Genomic DNA, 21241 nt, shown 5'->3' with positions numbered 1-21241 from the left:
GTGTACCGCCGCAACGCCGTTCGATGGTTTTTCGACCGTATTCGCTGGCGGCGTCGGCGGCGCCGCCGCGAATCGCCCGCCCCTGCCGTCGACATCCCGCACGGCGCCTCGCTCTACGGCGTGCGCGTGCCGGAAAGGTTCGACGGCGAAGCGATCACGATGATCGAGGTGACCGGCCAGGCGTATTCGCCGACGCTGCTGACCGGGTCGGCCACGGCTCTGACCCCGAACAGGTTGCCGCTGGAGGCGTTGACCGACCTTCTCGATCAACCCGGCGGCATCCGGCTGTCGGGCATCGATGTGGTTTCCAGCGGCCTGCGTGTCCGCCGCGGCACCGGCTATCCGCCGCTGTACTCCACCCTGCTGGCTGACCGACCGGCTGCGGGGCAGCGCAGGACGTATCTGCTCGTGCGCCTCGACATCGCTGATTCGGTGGCGGGGCTGGCCTACCGCTCCACGGTCGGCGCGGCGGCGGCGGCGGCCACCGAACGCATCGTCAACGCGCTGCTGCAGCGCGGTGTGCGGGCCAAGCCCTTGACCGCCAAGGACCTCGACGCGAACCTGGGCGATCTTGGGGCAAGCCTGGCCGTGGTGCCTGCCGAAGCCGAACCCGACAACGCGCCCGTCGGTCCCCGCATCCCGACTCCGGTGGCGCCGACCGAGACGTGGAAGTCGATCGAGGCCCATCCCGGATACCTGACCTCCTACTACTTCTCACCCGAGGACATCACCACCAACACGCTCAACCAGATGTGGGCGTTGCGTTCAGACTCTGTGGTGCAGACGATTTCGTTGACCAAGAAGCGCGGGCCGACCGCGCACGCGCGGGGCGGAATGGCGCCAGAGGGTCGCGCCTGGGTGTCCGCCCTGGTGCGCGTCAACGACCCGCAGGCACCGACCAGGCCGCCAACCCTCTACCTCAACCCGCTGCCCGGCCATCAGGGTCCCGCGGCGACCCGGTCGGCCCCGTTGCCACGCCGCTTCGACGCCATGCCGGCCCGGCCGCTGGACGCCTCGCCGCTCGAACTGCCGATCGGCTCCTCGGGCGTACTCGTCGGCACCACCCAACGCGGCGACCTGCTGCTGTTGTCGTTGACCGACCCGGACCAGGCCACCCGTATCGCGCTGCACACCGGCATGCCCTACGCCTGCCAATTGCTGGTGCGGGCGGCGGCCGTCGGCGAGCGCATCGCGATCTACACCGACAAACCCGCCCGCTGGCGCCAACTCGAGCAGCCGTTGATCGCGGTAGTCGACCGCAGGCATCCCCCGGAGTTCGTACCGTCGATCATCGTCAGCGACCGGCCCGGCGGACCACCGCCCGCCGGGTTGGCATCGTCGGTGATCACAATCGGTGAGGCCGCGGACGCGAGGAGCAAGGCTTACGCCGACCGCAGTGCGCCGACACCGGATCTGTCGTTCACCCAGATATCGGCGTCGGTGGTCCGCATTGCCACGTCGGCGTTCACCACCGACGTACAGATCGCTACGTTCAAGGCCGAGCAGCCCTTCCTGGGCGCCGCCGGCCAAACCGCATAGGAGAATGCGCGTTTCAATGACTTGCGCGGACGTGAGGAGCACCAATTGACCGCAGCAACCGATCAGCGCCGCTCCTTCGACACCTCGATCGAGCGCTTCAAGGCCGGCGACACGCGTGGCGCATTGACCGGCTTCGTCGCGATCACCGGCGCGCAGCCGACGATGTCCGACGCCTGGCTCGGACGCATCGCGTGCGGCGATCACGCCCTCGACGTTCTGGAGGCGGCGCATCGCAATTCGCGGTCGCTGTACCGGGAGACCCGGCGGATCGGGTTGGTCGACGGCGATCTGCATGCCCGCCTGGACGCGCCGCTGTACGTCACGATGCCGGTCTGGTCACGCTCGACGATCGCGCTGGCCTATGCCACGGCGCTGATCGCCGACCGGCGGTTCGCCGATGCGATCGACGTGCTCGAGGACCCGGTCGTCTCCGGAGACGCCTTGGCGGCCCAATGGGCCCAGTTCGTCGGCGCCACCGCTTATCACCTGGCGCAGCGCTGGCCCGACGTCCTGAAAATCACCGTCAAATCACCCCCGGCACACGCCACCCACGTGGTCGAGGACCTGACCGCCGCCGTCGACACCCTGGCCGCGGCGGCCGCCGCCAGCATCGGTCAGTTCCAGACCGCGCTGGATCGCGTGCACACCGTTGCGACGAAGAACCAGTACATCGCGGCCGACGCCGCGCTGACCAGGGGTTGGTGCCAGCGCGAACTGGGCCAGGAGGATGCCGCGCGGGCGTCCTTCGAGCAGGCGACCAACAACGGCGTGCTCCTCGACGCCGCGTCCGAAGCTTTGGCGAACCCCGGCTACCGGCTGATTGTCACCGACTCGGAGACCATCGCCACCCGCACCGATCCGTGGGATCCCGGCACCGAGACGTCCAAGGCGCAGCGTGCGGCCGAGGCGCTGGAGGAACAGAAGGACACGGTACTCGCAGGCGCCCAGCGGAAGCTCGACGAGCTGATCGGCCTGAGCGGCCCGAAGGAACAGATCACGGTGTGGCGCACCGAGATCCAGATCGATCAGATCCTCGCCGCCAGGGGCGAGGAGACGTCGGTGACAAACGAGAACCACATGGTTCTGGAAGGACCGCCCGGCACTGCGAAGACGTCGTTCGCCCGGATCGCCGCTGAGTTTCTGTTCGGGCTCGGCAAGATCGAGCACCCCACCGTCGTCGAGGTCACCGAGGAGGACCTCGTCGTCGGATACATCTCACAGACCGCGGCCCGGATGAAGGAAGTGTGTGAATCCGCCCTCGGCGGTGTGCTTTTCATCGATGAGGCATACCGGTTGGCGCCAGAACACGAAGGCCACTCGTTCGGCAAGGACGCGATCAACACGCTGCTGAAGTACATGGAGGACTTCCGCGACCGGCTGGTGGTGATCGTCGCCGGCTACCCGAAGGAGATGCGGCGGTTCATGCAGGCCAACCCGGGTCTGGCCTCGCGCTTCCATCTGACCTTGTCGTTCACCAGCTATACGCCCGACGAGATCGTGCAGATCGGCCGGCTGATCGCGGGCAAGGAGAAGATCGCCATCGCCGACACGGCCTGGCCACTGCTGCACGACGAGGCCGCCCGGTTGCGCGACACCCCCATCGAGCAGGGCACGGCGCTGGACACCGCGGGCAACGGCAGGTTCGCGCGCAAGGTCATCGTGCACTGCAAGCACGAGCGCGCCCGTCGGCTCAGCAGCACCCCGCCCCAACTCCTCGCCCAGGCCGCCGACGATGACCTGGTCGTCAACGACGACGACATGCGGCGCGCCATCGCCGCCGCACTGGCGATCACTTAACTGCGCGAGCGTGCGTGTCTGCGCCCGACACGCCGCGCGAGCCCGTACAACTACGCACGCTCGCGGTGGAATAGTTCGGTGGAATAGTTCGTGCCCGGCGCCCGTTAAACCCTGCGACGGTGCCGAACATGCCCCGGGTACCACCCCAGAACCGTCGCTTCGAGCGACCACTTGCCGTGAGGCGCTATGGCGGCACCGTCCCCACTTATCACCAGGTATCGACGAACCGCCGCGGCGGCCCAGGTTCGGCATGAGCAGTCGCTGCCGTCAGCGTCTCTGCGATGATCCGCCGGGTGTCGGCCGGGTCGATGACGTCGTCGATCTCGAAGAGCTGAGCGGCGTTGAGCGCTCTGGCATGCTGCTGTGCGGCAGCCGTCGCCTGCCTTACCCGCTCCTCCCGCTCCCCGTCGTCGGCGATCGCATCCAACTCCTTGCGCAGGCCCAGCCGGACCGCACCCTCCAGCCCCATGGGGCCGAGATGCGCGCCGGGCCACGCCACGGTGAGCACCGGCTCGTGCAGGCTGCCGCCCGTCATCGCCTGTGCGCCAAGCCCGTAACCGCGGCGCAGCACGACAGCGACCAAGGGAACCCGCATCGCGGCTCCGGCGACGAGCATCCGCGACGCGCGGCGCACCAACGCTTCCGCCTCGGCGGCCGGACCGACCATGTACCCCGGACAGTCGATGAGCGACACCACCGGAATCCCGAAACAGTCGCACAGCTGCAGGAAGCGGGCCGCCTTGTCGGCTGCGGCTGCGGTGATCGCCCCAGCCATGTAGCGCGTGTCGTTGGCGATCACCCCGACCGCCCTGCCGCCGATGCGTGCGAACGCGGTCACCATCTCACGGGAGAACCGCGGCCGCAGAAACGTGACCGACCCCTCGTCGGCCAGCGTCGTGATCACCGGGCCGACGTCATAGGCGCGCCGCTCGCGCTCCGGAATCATTGTGCGCAAGGCGGTTTGGTCGCCGCTGCCTGCGGGTGCGATCGGCCCCTGGAAGTACCCGATGAGCGTCTTCGTGACGGCGACCGCTTCCGCTTCGTCGGCGACGACCACGTCGACGACGCCGTTGGGCTCCTGCACCGAGATGGGTCCGACCTCGTCCGGGTGCACGTCACCGAGGCCGCCTCCGGCGATCATGGCCGGGCCGCCCATGCCGATCGATGCGTCACGGGTGGCGACGATGAGGTCGGAGGCGCCCGCGATGACCGCATTGCCCGCGAAGCAGCGCCCCTTCACGATCGCGATCCGCGGCACCACACCCGACAGCTGAGCCCAGAGCTTGAACGCGCGCGTCTCGAGCGAGGACACCGTCGGGTAGTCGGTGTCGCCCGGCCTGCCGCCGCCGCCCTCGGCGAAGAAGACGGTCGGCAAGCGCATCCGGTCGATCAACTCGAACAATCGATCCTTCTTGCGGTGCCCCAGATAGCCCTGCGTCCCGGCGAGCACCGTGTAGTCGTAGGACAGCACCGCGCATGCGCTGCGTTCGTCGCCGACGAGCTCGCCGTTGATGCGCGCAGTGCCTGCCACCAGCCCGTCTGCGGGCGTGCGTGCGATCAGGTCGTCGAGGTCGCGGCGGAATTTCTGTGCCGCGATGGCGAACCGGCCGTACTCGACGAACGAACCTGGATCGACGAGGTCGTCGATGTTCTCCCGCGCGGTGCGGCCGTATGCGTGCCGCTTGTCGACGGCGTCCGGCCGGGCCGCGTCCTCGGTGAGTGCCCGCCGACGAAGCAGCTCGGCGTGGTCGTCACGGATCGCACCGTCGCTCATGCGGTAACGCTAGCCCGCGGCCTGAGCCTGCCCTGACGATGGTTAGCCTCGTCACCATTTAGATCGCACACTAACTATTAGCGTACGATCGAGGCATGACCGTGCTCGACGAACGGCTCGACCCGCTGGCGCTCGAACGCCAGGTCTGCTTTGCGCTGGCCATCACCAACCGCGCAGTGCTCGCGGTGTACAGGCCGCTGTTGGAGCCGCTCGGTCTGACCCACCCGCAGTATTTGGTGATGCTTGCGCTGTGGGACCACCACCGCGCCGACAGGACCGGGCGGGCGCTGTCCGTCAAGGAGATCGCGTCGTCGCTACAGCTGGATTCGGCCACTTTGTCGCCGATGCTCAAACGCCTCGAGGCGCTCGGCCTCGTCACCAGGACGCGGTCTGCCACCGACGAGCGGGCCACCGACGTCGAACTCACCAAAGCGGGTATCCAGCTTCGGCGAAAGGCCCTCAAGATCCCGCCCGCTGTCATCGAGCGGCTGGGTGTCGGGCTCGACGAACTCGAGCATCTGCACACGATGCTGACCCGAATCAACGGCGCCGCGCTCGCCGCAGGCGCCCTCGAAGGAGAACGCTCATGAACCGACCCAAACCGGCCCAATTTCTCGGCTATGTGTTCGGCCGGCGGCTTCCCGGCGAGTACCGCGACTGGGTACGTCACGATCTCGCTGGTCCGGGGGCCGTGCGCAGGCACATGATCCGCTACGCGATCCCGCCGCTTCTCGTGCTGGCACCGTTCTGGCTGCTTCCTGCGTCGTTGTACGTCCACCTGGAAATGACGGCGCCGATCTACATCTGGTCCCTGTTGATCACGCTGGCGCTGAACAAGGTGTGGCGCCGCCACCGGCTGGCACAGCACGGTCTTGACCCGAATCTCGTGGACGAGATCAACCGTAAGAAGAACGCCCACCTGCACGACGCCTACATCGCCAAATACGGCCCCCGCCCGGACGAGGCTCGCTGGCAGTCCAACAGCAGCCCGTTCTAGCCGCAGGGTTGTCCACAGGCTGTTGATCGAGCCCTCGCGGGTGTCGGACCCGCGACTTAGCGTGCGGGCATGACGAACTGGATCAACACCGTCAGCCGCGACCACGTCGAACGTGGTGTCCGCGGCCGATTCACACAGGCGAACCACGGGAAGCCGAACATGCTGCGCAAGATGGCGCGAGGCGACTGGATCGTCTTCTACTCGCCTCGGACCGCCTACCCCGGCGGTGACCCGCTGCAGGCGTTCACCGCCATTGGACAGGTCGCCGACGACGAGCCCTATCAAGTGGAGATGACCGACGACCTGCATCCGTGGCGGCGCAACGTCGACTTCTTGTCCTGCACCGAGACGCCCATCAGGCCCCTGATCGAGCGGCTCGGCTTCATCGAGGACAAGAGTCGCTGGGGGTACAAGTTCCGCTTCGGGGCCTTCCGGATCGACGACGACGACCTCGACGTCATCCGCTCGGCGATGACGGGGTAGCGATACTGTGGCCAGGTGAGCAACACCGACGCCTCGCCTGCCGAAGTGGTCTGCGCGGCATCGGCATTCACCGGTGTGCTGCATCCGCGGGAAGTGCCGCTGGGCGGCCCGCGGGCCATCCGCGTTCGCCGCACGTTGCCGCAGCGGGAGCGCTCGCTGGTCGGGGCGTGGTGTTTCGCCGACCACTACGGGCCCCACGATGTGCGCGATGGCGTCGGCATGGACGTGCCGCCGCATCCGCACACCGGCCTGCAGACCGTCAGCTGGCTGTTCGAGGGCGAGGTCGAGCACCGCGACAGTGCGGGAGTGCACGCATTCGTCCGCCCCGGCGAGCTGAACTTGATGACCGCGGGCGCGGGCATCTGTCATTCCGAGGTCTCTACCGCGGCCACGACGGTCCTGCACGGGGTTCAGTTGTGGGTCGCGCTGCCCGACTCCGATCGCGACACGGGCCGCGACTTCGCCCACTACGCACCCGAATCGGTGTTCGTGCCCGGCGCCGTCTTGCGGGTGTTCCTCGGCGCTCTCGCGGGTAGCCGATCACCCGTGCACACGTTCACGCCGCTACTCGGCGCGCAGGTGGATCTCGAACCGTGCGCCCGGGTCGAGCTCGACATCGACCCGGCGTTCGAACACGGTGTGCTGCTCGACCAGGGCCGGCTCCAGTCGGCCGCCATGCCGCTCGACGTCGCCGACCTCGCATTCCAGGGCGCCGGTAGCGACGTGCTGACGTTGCACAACCCGGGCGACAGCCCGGCGCGGGTGGTGCTGCTGGGTGGACCGCCGTTCGAGGAGCAGCTGGTGATGTGGTGGAACTTCGTCGGCCGCAGCCACGACGACATCGCCGCCTACCGGCGGATGTGGCAAGCCCACGACGACCGGTTCGGCGCCGTCGACGGATACCGCGGCACCGTTTCACGCTTGCCCGCACCCGCGCTACCGAACGCCACCCTGCGGCCACGGCCGAACCCGAACCCGAACCCGAAGGAATTGCATGACTGAAGACAAGACCGGCGCCCCCGCCACCGTCACCGCCGAAAGGGATCGCTACACCATCGCCGTCGACGGCAAGGAAGTCGGCAGGGTCGAGTTCCTCGACCGCGGCGAGCGACGCATCTTCACCCATACCGAGGTCGACAAGGACTACGAAGGACGCGGCCTGGCAACGCTTCTCATCGCCGAGGCGCTGAAGGAGACGCGCCATGCGGGCAAGCGCATCGTTCCCAAGTGCCCGACGGTGGTGGCCTACGTCGAGAAGCACGACGAGTACCAGGACATTGTTGTCGACTAGCGCTGACAATTAGGCCAGCTATCGTCTGTCACGATGACCATTCATGACCAGGCGTTCTTCGCCGTCGACGGGGACGACCTGGTGCCAAGGCCGATCGCGCGAGGTCCATGGGGCTCGACGATCAGCGGCACGTTCATCGGCGGGCTGTTGGGGCGGGCGATCGAACGCGCCGGAGGCGACCCCGAGTTTCAGCCCGCCCGGTTGACCGTCGACCTGTTGCGGCCCGTCGCGCTCGCCGATCCGGTTCGAGTGGACACCACCGTCGAACGCGACGGCAGGCGGCTTCGGTTGATGGACGCGTCGATGCGGCAGAACGGCACCGTCGTCGCCAGGGCCAGTGCACTGTTCCTGCGGCGTACCAGCCAACCGGACGAGCCGGTGTGGGCGTTGCCGATCGACATGCCGCCGCCGCCCGCCAAACCCGCGGATACGTCAGGCGACTTCACCATGGAACTGTGGGCCTATGGCGCGAATTCGGATATGGCCGCCCCCAGCATGGATCTGTCCGAGTGGCGGCACGGCGGTCAGAAGTACGCGTGGGTGCGCGAGGTCAAGCCGTTGGTCGACGGCGAAGCTCTCACAGCTTTCGTCCGTGCCGCGATGGCCGGTGACGTGACGAGCTCTCTAACCCATTCCAGCGCAAGCGGATTGAACTTCATCAATGCCGACTACACGCTGACGCTGAGCCGGCTACCGGAGGGTGAGTACATCGGCCTCGCCGCACTCACCCACTACAGCCACGCCGGAGTCGCCACCGGGACGGCCGCGATCTTCGACCATCTCGGCCCTATCGGCAGCGGGGTGGCGACGGGCCTCGCGAACCCGGGCTTTCGGCCCCCTTCGCGCGGCTAGCGCGGCTAGCGCGGTTTGAGGATGAAGACCGGGATGTCCCGGTCGGTCCACGCCTTGTATGCATCGAAGTCGGCGTTAGCCTCGACGAGCTTCGGCCAGAGCTGCTGCTTCTCCTCGGGGCCGGCCAGAACGGCGTGCACCGCGCGTCGGTCGCGACCGATCTCGATGTGCACGTCGGGGTCGGCGACCAGGTTGTGGTACCACTGCGGATTATCGTCACGACCGCCCATCGACGCCACGACGATCACGTTGTCGCCCTCGGTCATGTACACCAGCGGCGACGCGAACAGCTTCCCGGACTTGCGGCCCCGGTGCTCGAGCAACAGCCTCGGCACGGGCTTCTTGAACCCCGCGCCCACCCGCCAGGTGCCGCCGATCCTGCCGCCCGACTTGCGGTACAACCAGGCGGCCGCCCGGCTCGAATACCTCATCGCGGTCTTGACGAACGGCGCGTTCAGCTGCTTGGGCTTCTTGTCTGCGTCCATGTCACGACCCTAGGTACTGTGCGGTGCTGCCGCCGATCGGCATCGGGTCCATCCCGAGCTTGCGGTGATCCCAGCTGCGGATCCGGCCGGGGACCACACGCACGCAGATCCGATTGCGCATCATCTGGTCGACGAAAGGGCGCATGTCGTCGGTGTAGGGGCCGGTGTAACGCTCCCACACGCTTATGCCCACGCGCAGATTCGTCTCCGGGTCGTCGACGATCTCGGCGCGGCCATCGATCGAGACTCCGCGCAAGGTGTCGTAGCTCTGCCCATCCTCGATCATCACCGTGATGGTCGGGTCGCGGCGCAGGTTCACCGCCTTCTGCGACTTGGCCTTGGTCTCGAACCAGACCTCGCCGTCGATGACGCCGTACCACATCGCGACCAGGTGCGGTCGCCCGTCCGGCAGCACCGTGGCCATCGTGGCCGTGCGGCTGCGCTCGATGAATTCAGCGATCTCCTCGTCCGACATGACGATCTTTGCCCGCTCGTTGTTGCCCACGTCGTCGATAATTTCAGGTCCGCACCCGGGTCACCGTCACCGGGATGCCGTTCAGCGCCCCGTTGCCCGATGGCTCGTCGATGAACGTCGGCGGCGACAGCACGTTGGTGTTCACGCCGGGCGATCCGTTCGCGATGGCCATTCGGGTGCCCTCCTTGCCGTGGCCCCAGCCGTGCGGCATCGACACCACGCCCCGCATGATCGCGTCGGTCACCTCGACCGGCACCTCGATGCGGCCGCCCGACGACGTGACCGCGACCAGATCGCCGGTTCGCACCTCCCGACGCTTCGCATCGTCGTCATGCATGAGCAGCGTGCATCTGTTGCTCATGCTCCTCGCGTGCGCAAAGTCCGCGCCCTTCATCAGCGGTCCCACGTTGTGCAGCCAGGAGTTGTTGGACCGCAGATGGCGCCTGCTCACAAGGACAAGCTCGTCGGGCGCGCGCTGCAGACGCGCGGCCAGCCGGGGCAGGTCGTCGAGTAGGTACTGCGGCGCCAGCCGGATCTTGCCGTCGGAGGTTCCGAGCACCTCCGGCACCTGCGGGATCATTGGGCCGAAGTTGATGCCGTTGGGTTGCGCCTTGAGCTTGTCGAGCGTCACCCCCTCGGGGTTCTCGCCGTACCGGTCACCGAACGGGCCGGTGCGCAGCGTGAGATCGAGGATCCGCTCGGGCCCGCCGTGCTCGTAGCGCTTTCGGATATCGGCGCCGTCGAGGCCCTTGGTGAATGCCATGTAGTCGAAGAAGCCGTCGTCGATCGCCGCGACGTCGACGGCCTCGGCGGGCGTGCCGGTGCACAGGCCCGTCAGCCGGATCAGGATCTCCCACTCCTCCGGCGCGTCCGGGTCGGGTCGGGCGAACACCGGTGCGGAGTAGTTGGCGATGCTGTTGATCGCGAAGTTGAGAATCAGGTCGTCATGGTGCGGTTGCTCCAGCGGCGACGAGCCGGGCAGGATCACGTCGGCGTGCCGGGTGGTTTCGTTGAGCCACAAGTCGACGGCGATCATCGCGTCGAGCGTCGGCAGCACCTCGTCGAGCTTGTGGCCCGCGGGCGTGGACAGCACCGGATTTCCCGCGACCGTGATCAGCGCTTTGATCTGGCCTTCGCCGGGGGTGGCGATCTCCTCGGTCAGACAGGACACAGGTACCTGGCCCAGCACTTCCTTGGCGCCGCGGACGCGGGTCCGGAACCGGCCGAACTCCGGCGCGCCGTCCTCGAGTCCCGGAATCGGCTGCACGGTGACCGACCATGCGGCGGCCCGCGGGAACATGGCGCCGCCCTCGACATCGAAATGGCCGGACAGGATGTTCACGACGTCGACGAGCCAACTCGCGAGGCTGCCGAATTCCTGGTTGCACGTGCCGATCCGGCCGTAGACGACCGCGCATCGGGTGCCTGCGAGTTCCCGGGCCAGTTCGCGGATGCGTTCGGCGTCGATGTTGGTGACCGCCGCGACCCGGTCGGGTGACCACTGCGCGGCCACCTCCCGCATCCGGTCCAGCCCGTCGATGTGCGGCGCCAGTCCACCAAGGTTGACGAGATCTTCCGCGAACATCGTGTGGGCGACGGCCAGCAGCAACGCCGCGTCGGTGCCCGGCGTGATCGGTAGCCATTCGTCGGCGCGCACAGCGGTCGCGGTGCGAACGGGATCGATCACAATGACCTTGCCGCGCTTGCGGATTCCGTCGATGATGCCCATTACGTCGGGTGCGGCGAGCAGTGATCCCTGCGATGCGGCCGGGTTGGCGCCCATCACGACGAGCAGGTCCGTGCGTTCGACGTCGGGCACCGGGAAGGTCCACCAACCGCCGTACATCAGGTGCGACGAAAGGTTCTTGGGCCACTGGTCGACGGTGCCGGGTGAATAGCTCAGCGGGATTCCGGACATGCCGAGCAGCACGCCGGTGTAGCGGCCGAGGGAGAAGGAATGCGCGAGCGGGTTACCGGTGTAGCAGGTCACCGCACCGATGCCGTGGCTCTCGATGACCGGGGCGAGCAGTTCGGTGCAGCGCCGGAAGGCGGCGTCCCAGCTGACCTCCCGCCACTGGCCGTCGACCTTGATCATCGGATGCCGGACGCGGTCGGGGTCCTCGTGCAGGGCGCCCAGTGTCGCGCCCTTGGGGCAGATGTGCCCTCGGCTCCAGGTGTCGTCCCGGTTGCCGCGAATGCTCGCGACCCTGCCGTCCTCGACCTGAATCTCCAAGCCGCACATCGCTTCACACAATGGGCAGGTGTAGAGATGCCTGCCGTCTTCTCCGGTCGCGGCCACGGGCTTTGAGAGTCCTGCCGTCATCAATGCCTCCTCGTCCTGCACCCGCGGTTGCTGTGACAGACTGTATCGACAAATCCGCATCCCGGGAAGGACATCGTGGGCACGACACGGCATCGTCGGCAGGGCTCGCGCCGCGACCCGGCCATCGATGAGGCCGTTTTGGCCGCGACGCGGACGCTGCTGGTCGAGCGCGGCTACTCGGCGACGACCATCGACCTGATCGCCGTCACCGCCGGGGTGAGCAGGCCGGCCGTATATCGCCGTTGGACATCGAAGGCGCAACTCGTGCACGAGGCCGTGTTCCCCGACCTCGGCCCCGAACCGCCGGAGGACGACTTCGCCGGCGAGATCGCCCGGCTATGCACGGGAGCTGTTGCCATGTACCGCGATCCCGCTGTGCGCGAAGCGATTCCGGGTTTGATGGTTGATCTGCGCTCTGACCGGCGGATGCGTCGAGTGATCAGCGACCGGCTGGAGGCCGCCGCCCGCAGCCAACTGGCCGCCAAGGTCCATGCCGCGGCAGATGCGGGCGTGGCCCGACGCGGTATCAGCGCCGACACGTTGATGGACATGATCGCAGGCGGCGCCTGGTACGCGGTGTGCGTGCGACACGTCGCCAACACCGACCGGGCGGCCAAGGAGTTGACCGATCTCGTTCTGCGCGGTGTGCTGAGCGGGTAACGCACACGTGAGGAGCACCGAAAATTCTTCGTGACATCCGGGAGCTGACGAACGACCCCGAGGCGTATGCGGCGGAACTCCGCAGGCGCTGGGGCGGCCTGCTGAGCTATCGCTACATCGGCCGCTTCCACGCCTCGATGGACAACGGCGCTGCCGACGACACCGTCACGGTGCGCCGCGACATGCGCAACCCGTCCGGCGGACTACTGCTCGCGGTGCTCGGTATCGCGTCACCCGACAGCGGAGGCGTCTCCGACCTCGAGGCCGTGCCGAATCCCGTCATCTGGTCCGGCCAGATCCTCGACCCGGGCCAAGACATCGAACGCTTCGAGGTCAAGACCGAGGTGCTCAAGCAGGGACGGCAGATGGCCTACAGTCGCTCGACCATCGTCGACGCCGACAACCCCGACCGGGTGCTCGCGCTGACCGAAGGGCAGGGCGTCAGCATCGGCGTTCCGCCGGACGGCCTTCAGAAGATGGAGCACGTCCCGCTCGAGATCGTCGACTCCCCCGACCTGCCGCCGTTGTGGCAGGCGTTCGGCGGAGCGTGCCGGCCCGACGGGCACTGGGTGCTGCCGAAGCTGTCCGCCGAGGTGGCGTCACCCGACGCCGCGCTGCACATCGGCCCCCAGTTCGTCATCCTCGAGACAGCCGCCTTCGACGTGGCGTGCGGCGCGGCAGGCACCAACCGACTTCAGGGCACGTCGTCGCACGTGATGTTTCTTGCCCGCGGCAAGATCGGGCCCTTCCGCGTCGAGGCGCAGCCGATCGTCGGCGCCGACGGCACCGTCGCCGCGCGTGCCGTCCTGTATGACGAAGGCAACGACGACAAGGCGATCACCGCCGCGTCGTACGTTTTCCGTTATGAGACAGGGTAATTCGACCGCAAAGGTGAGCTACGGCCGTCGCGCCCGGCTGCGGCATTGACGGTGGGTTGCCGCCATAGCCGCCTCGTCAGCCGAGCTTCGGCTGGTAACACGTCCCGAGGTAGAACTTGAGAAGTCCGTCGCCGTATCGGGCAGCGGAGATGGCGCTCGCTGCCCGGCCGATGGCGGAGTTGATTCCCGCCTCCGCGAACGGCCCGGCATTGAACTCCCCCTCATCGACGTTCGAGTAGATTGCTTCCTTCAAGAAGTCGCGTTGCCCGGCACCGAGGAACGCGAGATTCATTGCCTCACAGGCGGCCGTCGCCACCGCCCGCTCTTGAGCACTGACCGCGGCTGTCCCGAAAAGCCGGACCATGGTGATGGTTTCGAGAGGGGATGCAGGGCCGGAGGTCTCCCGCAGTGAATTCGGCAGATGGATGTCGTCGCCGACAGGAGGTTGTGGCCAATGCAGAATTCTAGGTGGGAGGAGAGCATATCCCCCTACGACGCCGCCATCGGGTGACGCGTTCGAAGGTGCGGGCGAGGCCGCCGAGCCGATCATCAGCGCCAGCGTGAAGAGAAGGAATGCCACGGTACGTGTTGCGCCGCTCATGATGACCTCCGCCAAACCGATGCGTGCAGGGTTTTGCTCCTGATGAATTGCAAGTTTGGTCGGAGGACTCAGCCTTGACACGAGTAGTTCGCTACGTCAATTTGCTGGTGGTAGCCCAGTTCAGAACGGATGGGGCGCGCATAGGAACTCTCGCGCCGCCTCTATCGGCGCAACCAACAGAAAAGCCCGGGCCGATGGCCCGGGCATCTGTAACCGATGACGCGACTCACGTGTAACCCATGACTCGACTCATCACAATTGTGGGCGAAGGGGGACTTGAACCCCCACGTCCCGAAGGACACTGGCACCTGAAGCCAGCGCGTCTGCCATTCCGCCACTCGCCCCAACAACGGGGCAGCCTATCACTGCGGCCGACCCGATCCCCAACCGTACCGATCAGGCGCAGAGCGCCGCCACCAGCACCTGAACGATTCTCAGAGTTCTGTTGGTCCCGCATCGGTGTACTGGCCCGATACCATGCAATGTGACAGGTGTGGTTACACGACACGCGGGTGACCGAGCATCTGATCGGGAAATGACGGACTACGGCGAGTTAGGCGGGCGATTAGATGGGTCTCGTTGACCGCATCGAGCGCAAGCTTGAGGCGACCGTGGGCGATGCCTTCGCGCGGGTCTTCGGCGGATCGATCGTGCCTCAAGAGGTCGAGGCCATGCTTCACCGGGAAGCCGAGGCCGGCGCACGGGAATTGGCGGGCGGCAGGATCTTGGCGCCCAACGAGTACGTCATTACCCTCAGCGTGCCCGACTACCAGAAGGTCAGCGCTGACCCGGACATCACTTCAGCCACTTTCGCCCGGCACTTGGAGGGTTACATCCATGAGCAGGGGTGGCAAACGTATGGTGATGTGGTCGTTAGATTCGAGCAGTCAGCGAACCTGCATACCGGACAATTTCGCCTTCGTGGTGTGGTCAACCCCGACTCCACCACTGGCGAACCCGCCCCAGCACAACCAGACCGCGCGTACACCGCAGAACCAGGAGTACAACCGATGACCGACAACCCGAATTACCGTGGCCAGGGACAGGGGCGGCCCGACGAGTATTACGACGAGCGCTACGGGCGCCCGGAGGACCGCGAAGGCGGCCAGGATCCCCGCGGCCAGTACCCGCCCGACCAGCGGGGATATCCGCCACCGGCGGACCCCGGCTACGGCCAGCGCCCGGGTTATCCCGAGCAGGGCGGCTACCCAGAGCAGCCCGGTGGTGGCCACCCGGATCAGCCCGGTGGCTACCCGGAGCAGGGCGGCTACCCACCGCAACAGTACGACCAGCGTCCGCCGGCCGCCGGCTACGGCCCGCCGCCGCAGGGTGGCGCCGGCTACCCGGAGCAGGGCGGCAACTACCCCGATCAGGGGGGCTACCGCCCGGGACCACCCGGCGGCTACCCACCGCCCGGTGGTCAACCCGGTTACGGCGGTGACTACGGCGGCGGCGACTACGGCCGCCAGCCCGCCCCGCCACGTCAGGACGACTACGGCCGTCCGCCCGCGGCGTACCCCGACCAGGGCGGCTATCCGGATCAGGGCGGCGGTTACCAGGATCAGAGCTACGGCGGCCAGCAGTACGGCCGTCAGGAGTACGGCCAGCCCGAATACGGCCGCCAGGAGTACGGTCAGCCGGCCGGCGGCGGCTACCCCGATCAGGGTTACGCCGAGCCCGCAGCCGCTGGATATGACTACGGCACTCCCGCAGGCGTACCGGGCGGCGGCTACGGCGGCGGCTACGGCCAGCCCGACTACCCGGCAGGCGGCGCCACCATCACCCTTCAGCTCGATGACGGCAGCGGCCGCACCTATCAGTTGCGCGAAGGCGCCAACGTGATCGGTCGCGGCCAGGACGCCCAGTTCCGGCTCCCCGACACCGGGGTGTCCCGTCGGCATCTGGAGATCCGCTGGGACGGCCAGGTCGCGCTGCTGGCCGACCTCAACTCCACCAACGGCACCACCGTGAACAACGCGCCGGTGCAGGAGTGGCAGTTGGCCGACGGCGACGTGATCCGCCTGGGACACTCCGAGATCATCGTCCGCGTCCACTGAGGGTCTCGGCCGCCGGTCACAGCACGGGTACAAGCTGTCTGCTTCTTACTCACGCTGATGGCCGTCCAAGTATCGTGACGTTGCCGAAGGGTGGGGACGGAGAGGACGTCGGATGCAGGGATTAGTGCTGCAGCTGACGCGCGTCGGATTCCTTCTCCTTCTCTGGCTCTTCATCTGGTCGGTGTTGCGAATTCTGCGCACCGACATCTACGCGCCGACCGGAGCGGTCATGGTGCGGCGCGGGCTGGCGCTGCGCGGTTCGCTGCTGCCGTCGCGACAGAAACGCCGCATCGCCCGAACACTGGTAGTGACCGACGGCGCGTTGGCCGGTACCCGAATCACTTTGGGCACCCAGCCGGTGCTGATCGGTCGCGCCGACGACTCGACCCTGGTGCTTACCGACGATTACGCGTCCACTCGGCACGCCCGGCTGTCGCAGCGGGGTTCGGAATGGTATGTGGAAGACCTAGGATCGACCAACGGCACATACCTCGACAGGGCGAAGGTGACTACGGCGGTACGGGTTCCATTAGGCACGCCGGTTCGAATCGGCAAAACGGCAATCGAGCTGCGCCCGTGACGCCGCAAACGCGAGGAGCACGATGGCGCTAGTGCTTCGATACGCCGCGCGCAGCGACCGCGGCCTGGTCCGAGCCAACAACGAGGACTCCGTGTACGCCGGCGCGCGCCTGCTGGCACTGGCAGACGGCATGGGCGGTCACGCCGCAGGCGAGGTGGCGTCCCAACTGGTGATCGCCGCGTTGGCGCATCTCGACGACGACGAGCCGGGTGGCGATCTGCTCTCCAAGCTCGATTCCGCGGTCAGGGATGGCAACTCGGCCATCGCGGCGCACGTCGAGGCCGACCCCGAACTCGAGGGCATGGGCACCACGCTCACCGCAATCCTGTTCGACGGCAACAGGCTTGGGCTCGTGCACATCGGTGACTCCCGCGGCTACATGTTGCGCGACGGGGAACTCGCACAGATCACCAAAGACGACACCTTCGTTCAGACACTGGTCGACGAGGGCCGCATCACCGCCGAGGAGGCGCACAGCCACCCCCAGCGCTCGCTGATCATGCGGGCGCTCACCGGACACGAGGTCGAGCCCACGCTGATCATGCGGGAGGCCCGTGCCGGCGACCGCTACCTGTTGTGCTCCGACGGGCTGTCCGATCCCGTCAGCCATGACACGATCCTCGACGCCTTGCAGCTCGAGGATGTGGCCGAAAGTGCTGACAGGCTCATCGAACTCGCGCTGCGCGGTGGCGGTCCGGACAACGTCACGGTGGTCGTCGCCGACGTCATCGACTACGACTACGGGCAAACCCAACCGATCCTCGCCGGCGCGGTGTCCGGGGACGACGATCAAGCCGCTCCACCCGACACCGCGGCGGGGCGCGCGTCGGCTTTCAACCCGCGGCGCAACGAGGCCAAGCGCGTTGTGCCGCAACCCGAAGAGATCCCGCGCCCGCCGCGTTCGCGACGCAAGATCGTCATCGCGGTGGCGGTGCTGGTCCTGATCTTGCTGGCCGGGCTCTACGTCGGCAGGGAAATCCTCCGCAGCAACTACTACGTCACGCAGCACGACGGCACGGTGTCGATCATGCGCGGTGTTCAGGGTTCCTTTCTCGGCTATCAGTTGCAGGAGCCGTATCTCCTCGGTTGCCTGAACGAACGGAATGACCTGTCGCTCATCAGCCCCGGGCAATCCCGCAACAACCTGAACTGCCGGATGCTCAACGTCAACGACATGCGGCCGTCGGAACGCGCTCAGATCATCGCCGGCCTGCCGTCGGGCAGCCTCGACAACGCCATCGGTCAGATCGAGGAGCTCGCCCGCAGCTCGGTCCTGCCGACCTGCCCCACGCGCACCCCGCCCCCGCCGACTCCGACCGTCACGCCGCCACCTCCCCCGCCCGGCCCGTCGGAGACGCCCGCACCCGAAACGCCCACCGATCCCAACAGCCCCGCGGCCGGCCCGACGCGCGGACCGCTGCCCGGTCCGGCTCCCGAGACGCCGATGCCCGTCACCGCTCCCCCGTCACCGACGCCGACGGCCACCGCGCTGCCGCCGCCGCCCTCCGAGCCGGGCAAGACCTGCCGGACCGTGTCATGACGACACAACCCCAGCCGCCCGTCACCGTATTGCCGCCGCTGCCCAACCGACGCAATGCCGAGCTGTTGCTGCTGGGGTTCGCGACCGTCATCACCACCGTGGCCCTCCTCATCGTCGAGGCCAACCAGGAGCAGGGCTTGAGCTGGGACCTGGCCTCCTACACGCTGGCCTACATAGCGCTGTTCGCCGGCGCGCACCTGACGATCCGGCGTTTCGCGCCCTACGCCGACCCGCTTCTGCTGCCGGTGGTCGCGCTGCTGAACGGGTTGGGGCTGGTGATGATTCACCGCTTGGACCTCGCCGCCGGGGACGTCACCTCCGGCGGGGTGCGCGGGCCGAGCGCCAACCAGCAGATGCTGTGGACGCTGGTCGGCGTCATCGCGTTCTCCTTGGTGGTGGTCTTCCTGCGTGACCATCGCGTCCTGGCGCGCTACGGCTACGTCTGCGGTGTCGCAGGTCTCATACTGCTGGCGATTCCCGCCGTACTGCCTGCGTCGATGTCGGAGCAGAACGGCGCCAAGATCTGGATTGCGCTGCCCGGCTTCTCGATTCAGCCCGCCGAGTTCTCCAAGATCCTGCTGCTGATCTTTTTCGCCGCCGTGCTGGTGTCCAAGCGCAGCGTGTTCACCAGTGCCGGTAAGCATGTGCTCGGCATGGACCTGCCCCGGCCTCGCGACCTGGCGCCACTGCTTGCGGCGTGGATCCTCTCGGTCGGTGTGATGATCTTCGAGAAGGACCTCGGCACCTCGCTTCTGCTCTACGCGTCGTTCTTGGTGCTGGTGTATGTCGCCACCGAGCGGTTCAGCTGGGTCGTCATCGGCCTCGCCCTGTTCGCGGCGGGAAGCGTTGCGGCGTATTACATTTTCGCCCACGTGCAGACCCGGGTGCAGAACTGGTTGGACCCCTTCGCCGATCCCGACGGCGCGGGCTACCAGATGGTGCAGTCACTGTTCAGCTTTGCCACCGGCGGGATCTTCGGCACCGGCCTTGGCAACGGTCAGCCCGGCGTTGTGCCCGCGGCGTCGACGGACTTCATCATCGCCGCGGTTGGTGAGGAGCTCGGGCTCGTCGGGCTCGCCGGTGTGCTGATGCTGTACACGATCGTCATCGTCCGCGGCCTGCGCACTGCGATCGCGGTGCGCGACAGCTTCGGCAAGCTGCTCGCCGCCGGTTTGGCGTCCACCCTGGCGATCCAGCTGTTCATCGTCGTCGGCGGCGTGACCAAGCTGATCCCGTTGACGGGTCTCACCACGCCGTGGATGTCCTACGGCGGTTCGTCGCTGCTGGCCAACTACGTGCTGTTGGCGATCCTGATCCGCATCTCGCATGCCGCGCGCCGCCCGATCGTCACCCGGCCGCCGAACAAGTCGCCGATCGCGTCGGCCGGCACCGAGGTGATCGAGCGCGTATGAACACCTCGCTGCGCCGGATCTCGGTCATGATCATGGTGTTGATCGTGCTGCTGCTGGCCAACGCCACGCTCACACAGGTCTTCACGGCCGACGGCCTTCGCGCCGATCCGCGCAACCAGCGCGTGCTGCTCGACGAGTACTCGCGCCAGCGCGGCCAGATCTCGGCGGGCGGTCAGCTGCTGGCCTACTCGGTGTCGACGGACGGCCGGTTCCGGTTCCTGCGGGTCTATCCGAACCCCTTCACCTATGCGCCCGTCACCGGCTTCTACTCGCTGCGGTTCTCGAGCAACGGCCTGGAACGCGCTGAGGACACCATCCTCAACGGCTCCGACGAACGGCTGTTCGGTCGCCGGCTCGCCGACTTCTTCACCGGTCGCGACCCGCGCGGCGGCAACGTGGCGACCACCATCAAACCTCAAGTGCAGCAAGCGGCGTGGGATGCGATGCAGGACGGCTGCAGCGGCCCGTGCACCGGCGCGGTGGTGGCACTGGAACCGTCGACCGGAAAGATCCTGGCGATGGTGTCGGCTCCTTCCTACGACCCCAACCTGCTGGCCAGCCACGACGTCAACGCGCAGTCCGACGCCTGGCAGCAGCTGAGGGACAACCCCGGTAACCCCCTGCTGAATCGGGCCATCTCAGAGACGTACCCGCCGGGGTCCACATTCAAGGTCATCACCACGGCCGCTGCACTGCAGAGCGGCGCGACACCGAACAGTCAGTTGCCGTCCGCTGCTCGGATCCCGTTGCCGGACAGCACCGCAACGCTGGAGAACTTCGGAGGCGCGGCGTGCGGTGGCGGCCCAACCGCCTCGCTCCGCGAGGCGTTCGCCAAATCGTGCAACACCGCATTCGTTCAACTCGGCATCGACACCGGCGCCGACGCGCTGAAGAACACCGCGCAGGCTTTCGGCCTGGACGAGAGTCCCGCGCCGATCCCGCTCCAGGTCGCCGAGTCCACCGTGGGCCCGATCAGCGATGCCGCCGCCCTGGGAATGTCGAGCATCGGGCAGAAGGACGTCGCGCTCACACCGCTGCAGAACGCGTTGGTGGCCGCCACCATCGCGAACAAGGGGATAACGATGCAGCCGTACCTGGTCGACAGCCTCAAGGGGCCCGACCTGTCGAACATCGAGACGACATCGCCGCACGAACAACGCCGTGCAGTGTCGGGGCAGGTCGCCGATACACTTACTGACTTGATGGTCGACGCCGAGCAGGTGACGCAGCAGAAGGGAGCCATCGCCGGCGTGCAGATCGCATCGAAGACAGGCACCGCGGAGCACGGGACCGACCCGCGCAACACCCCGCCGCACGCGTGGTACATCGCGTTTGCGCCTGCCCGCGCACCGAAAGTAGCGGTAGCCGTGCTGGTGGAGAACGGCGGCAACCGGCTTTCGGCCACCGGCGGCGCGCTGGCCGCGCCCATCGGCAGGGCCACGATCGCCGCAGCATTGCGGGAGGGCTCATGAGCCCCCGAAGCCGAGCGCGAGTGAG

Annotated in this window: 20 protein-coding genes and 1 tRNA gene; 15 read left to right on the top strand and 6 right to left on the bottom strand. The window is 67.4% G+C overall.

The window, feature by feature from the left end; genetic code table 11:
- Both eccE and QOC76_RS02195 read left to right on the top strand, forming a co-directional pair.
- Positions 1 to 1539 (top strand): type VII secretion protein EccE (eccE, locus tag QOC76_RS02200; RefSeq protein WP_526353698.1); only part of this gene is annotated, 1539 nt, incomplete at its 5' end.
- Positions 1540 to 1584: 45 nt separating this feature from the next.
- Positions 1585 to 3336 (top strand): AAA family ATPase, encoded by a 1752-nt coding sequence (locus QOC76_RS02195; RefSeq protein WP_526353696.1) that lies wholly within the window; start codon positions 1585 to 1587, stop codon positions 3334 to 3336.
- Positions 3337 to 3544: 208 nt separating this feature from the next.
- Here the strand turns inward: QOC76_RS02195 and QOC76_RS02190 are convergent, their stop codons facing one another.
- Positions 3545 to 5110: an acyl-CoA carboxylase subunit beta gene (locus QOC76_RS02190; RefSeq protein WP_526353693.1), complete on the bottom strand. Its 1566-nt coding sequence runs from the start codon at positions 5108 to 5110 to the stop codon at positions 3545 to 3547.
- Positions 5111 to 5205: 95 nt separating this feature from the next.
- On the opposite strand from QOC76_RS02190, the gene QOC76_RS02185 reads away from it, so the two are divergent.
- From QOC76_RS02185 to QOC76_RS02160, 6 genes are all read left to right on the top strand, one after another.
- On the top strand, positions 5206 to 5700 hold the full coding sequence (locus tag QOC76_RS02185) for a MarR family winged helix-turn-helix transcriptional regulator (protein ID WP_526353691.1): 495 nt from the start codon (positions 5206 to 5208) through the stop codon (positions 5698 to 5700).
- Positions 5697 to 6107 carry a DUF5313 family protein gene (locus QOC76_RS02180; protein ID WP_526353689.1) on the top strand — a complete coding sequence of 137 codons (411 nt, stop codon included), beginning with the start codon at positions 5697 to 5699 and terminating at the stop codon, positions 6105 to 6107. Before QOC76_RS02185 ends, QOC76_RS02180 begins: the two co-directional genes overlap by 4 nt.
- 69 nt (positions 6108 to 6176) lie before the next feature.
- Positions 6177 to 6590, top strand: a complete 414-nt coding sequence (locus QOC76_RS02175; protein ID WP_526353687.1) for an EVE domain-containing protein — start codon at positions 6177 to 6179, stop codon at positions 6588 to 6590.
- 15 nt (positions 6591 to 6605) lie between these two features.
- A complete protein-coding gene (locus tag QOC76_RS02170) occupies positions 6606 to 7592 on the top strand; it encodes a pirin family protein (RefSeq protein WP_526353685.1) in 987 nt (328 codons plus the stop codon).
- Positions 7585 to 7881 (top strand): GNAT family N-acetyltransferase, encoded by a 297-nt coding sequence (locus QOC76_RS02165; RefSeq protein ID WP_526353683.1) that lies wholly within the window; start codon positions 7585 to 7587, stop codon positions 7879 to 7881. The genes QOC76_RS02170 and QOC76_RS02165 overlap by 8 nt, the downstream gene beginning before the upstream one ends.
- A 33-nt stretch (positions 7882 to 7914) precedes the next feature.
- A complete protein-coding gene (locus QOC76_RS02160; protein ID WP_526353681.1) occupies positions 7915 to 8733 on the top strand; it encodes an acyl-CoA thioesterase domain-containing protein in 819 nt (272 codons plus the stop codon).
- Between the two features lie 5 nt (positions 8734 to 8738).
- Here QOC76_RS02160 and QOC76_RS02155 read toward each other — a convergent pair whose 3' ends face one another.
- Genes QOC76_RS02155 through QOC76_RS02145 form a run of 3 tightly spaced genes read right to left on the bottom strand, consistent with a single transcriptional unit; the run spans position 8739 to position 12016 of the window.
- Positions 8739 to 9218 carry a nitroreductase family deazaflavin-dependent oxidoreductase gene (locus QOC76_RS02155; RefSeq protein ID WP_526353679.1) on the bottom strand — a complete coding sequence of 160 codons (480 nt, stop codon included), beginning with the start codon at positions 9216 to 9218 and terminating at the stop codon, positions 8739 to 8741.
- 1 nt (position 9219) lies between these two features.
- Positions 9220 to 9723 carry a pyridoxamine 5'-phosphate oxidase family protein gene (locus QOC76_RS02150; protein WP_526353677.1) on the bottom strand — a complete coding sequence of 168 codons (504 nt, stop codon included), beginning with the start codon at positions 9721 to 9723 and terminating at the stop codon, positions 9220 to 9222.
- Between the two features lie 13 nt (positions 9724 to 9736).
- On the bottom strand, positions 9737 to 12016 hold the full coding sequence (locus tag QOC76_RS02145) for a molybdopterin-dependent oxidoreductase (RefSeq protein ID WP_526353675.1): 2280 nt from the start codon (positions 12014 to 12016) through the stop codon (positions 9737 to 9739).
- A 75-nt stretch (positions 12017 to 12091) separates the two neighbouring features.
- On the opposite strand from QOC76_RS02145, the gene QOC76_RS02140 reads away from it, so the two are divergent.
- Both QOC76_RS02140 and QOC76_RS02135 read left to right on the top strand, forming a co-directional pair.
- Positions 12092 to 12676: a TetR/AcrR family transcriptional regulator gene (locus tag QOC76_RS02140; protein WP_526353673.1), complete on the top strand. Its 585-nt coding sequence runs from the start codon at positions 12092 to 12094 to the stop codon at positions 12674 to 12676.
- A 23-nt stretch (positions 12677 to 12699) separates the two neighbouring features.
- On the top strand, positions 12700 to 13554 hold the full coding sequence (locus tag QOC76_RS02135; RefSeq protein ID WP_526353702.1) for a hypothetical protein: 855 nt from the start codon (positions 12700 to 12702) through the stop codon (positions 13552 to 13554).
- Between the two features lie 76 nt (positions 13555 to 13630).
- On the opposite strand, the gene QOC76_RS02130 is transcribed toward QOC76_RS02135, so the two are convergent.
- Together QOC76_RS02130 and QOC76_RS02125 are read right to left on the bottom strand one after the other, a co-directional pair.
- Positions 13631 to 14155 (bottom strand): hypothetical protein, encoded by a 525-nt coding sequence (locus tag QOC76_RS02130; protein ID WP_526353671.1) that lies wholly within the window; start codon positions 14153 to 14155, stop codon positions 13631 to 13633.
- Between the two features lie 261 nt (positions 14156 to 14416).
- A tRNA-Leu gene (locus tag QOC76_RS02125) sits at positions 14417 to 14499 on the bottom strand.
- Positions 14500 to 14724: 225 nt separating this feature from the next.
- Between QOC76_RS02125 and QOC76_RS02120 the strand changes: the two genes are divergently transcribed.
- The 5 genes from QOC76_RS02120 (at position 14725) to pbpA (ending at position 21216) form a co-directional block, all read left to right on the top strand.
- Positions 14725 to 16212, top strand: coding sequence for an FHA domain-containing protein (locus QOC76_RS02120; RefSeq protein ID WP_526353669.1), 1488 nt, complete (start codon positions 14725 to 14727; stop codon positions 16210 to 16212).
- 112 nt (positions 16213 to 16324) lie between these two features.
- Entirely contained in the window at positions 16325 to 16792 is a 468-nt protein-coding gene (locus QOC76_RS02115) for an FHA domain-containing protein FhaB/FipA (RefSeq protein ID WP_526353667.1), read from the top strand.
- A 22-nt stretch (positions 16793 to 16814) separates the two neighbouring features.
- A complete protein-coding gene (locus QOC76_RS02110; RefSeq protein ID WP_526353665.1) occupies positions 16815 to 18332 on the top strand; it encodes a PP2C family protein-serine/threonine phosphatase in 1518 nt (505 codons plus the stop codon).
- Entirely contained in the window at positions 18329 to 19744 is a 1416-nt protein-coding gene (gene rodA / locus QOC76_RS02105; protein ID WP_526353663.1) for a peptidoglycan glycosyltransferase RodA, read from the top strand. The genes QOC76_RS02110 and rodA overlap by 4 nt, the downstream gene beginning before the upstream one ends.
- Positions 19741 to 21216, top strand: coding sequence for a D,D-transpeptidase PbpA (gene pbpA / locus QOC76_RS02100; protein ID WP_526353661.1), 1476 nt, complete (start codon positions 19741 to 19743; stop codon positions 21214 to 21216). The genes rodA and pbpA overlap by 4 nt, the downstream gene beginning before the upstream one ends.
- Positions 21217 to 21241 lie beyond the last annotated feature (25 nt).

This window comes from Mycobacterium sp., from assembly GCF_032159565.1.
Taxonomy (GTDB): Bacteria; Actinomycetota; Actinomycetes; order Mycobacteriales; family Mycobacteriaceae; genus Mycobacterium.
The sequence above is the reverse complement of the archived record's forward strand: the minus strand, read 5'-3'. Positions and strand labels throughout refer to the sequence as shown.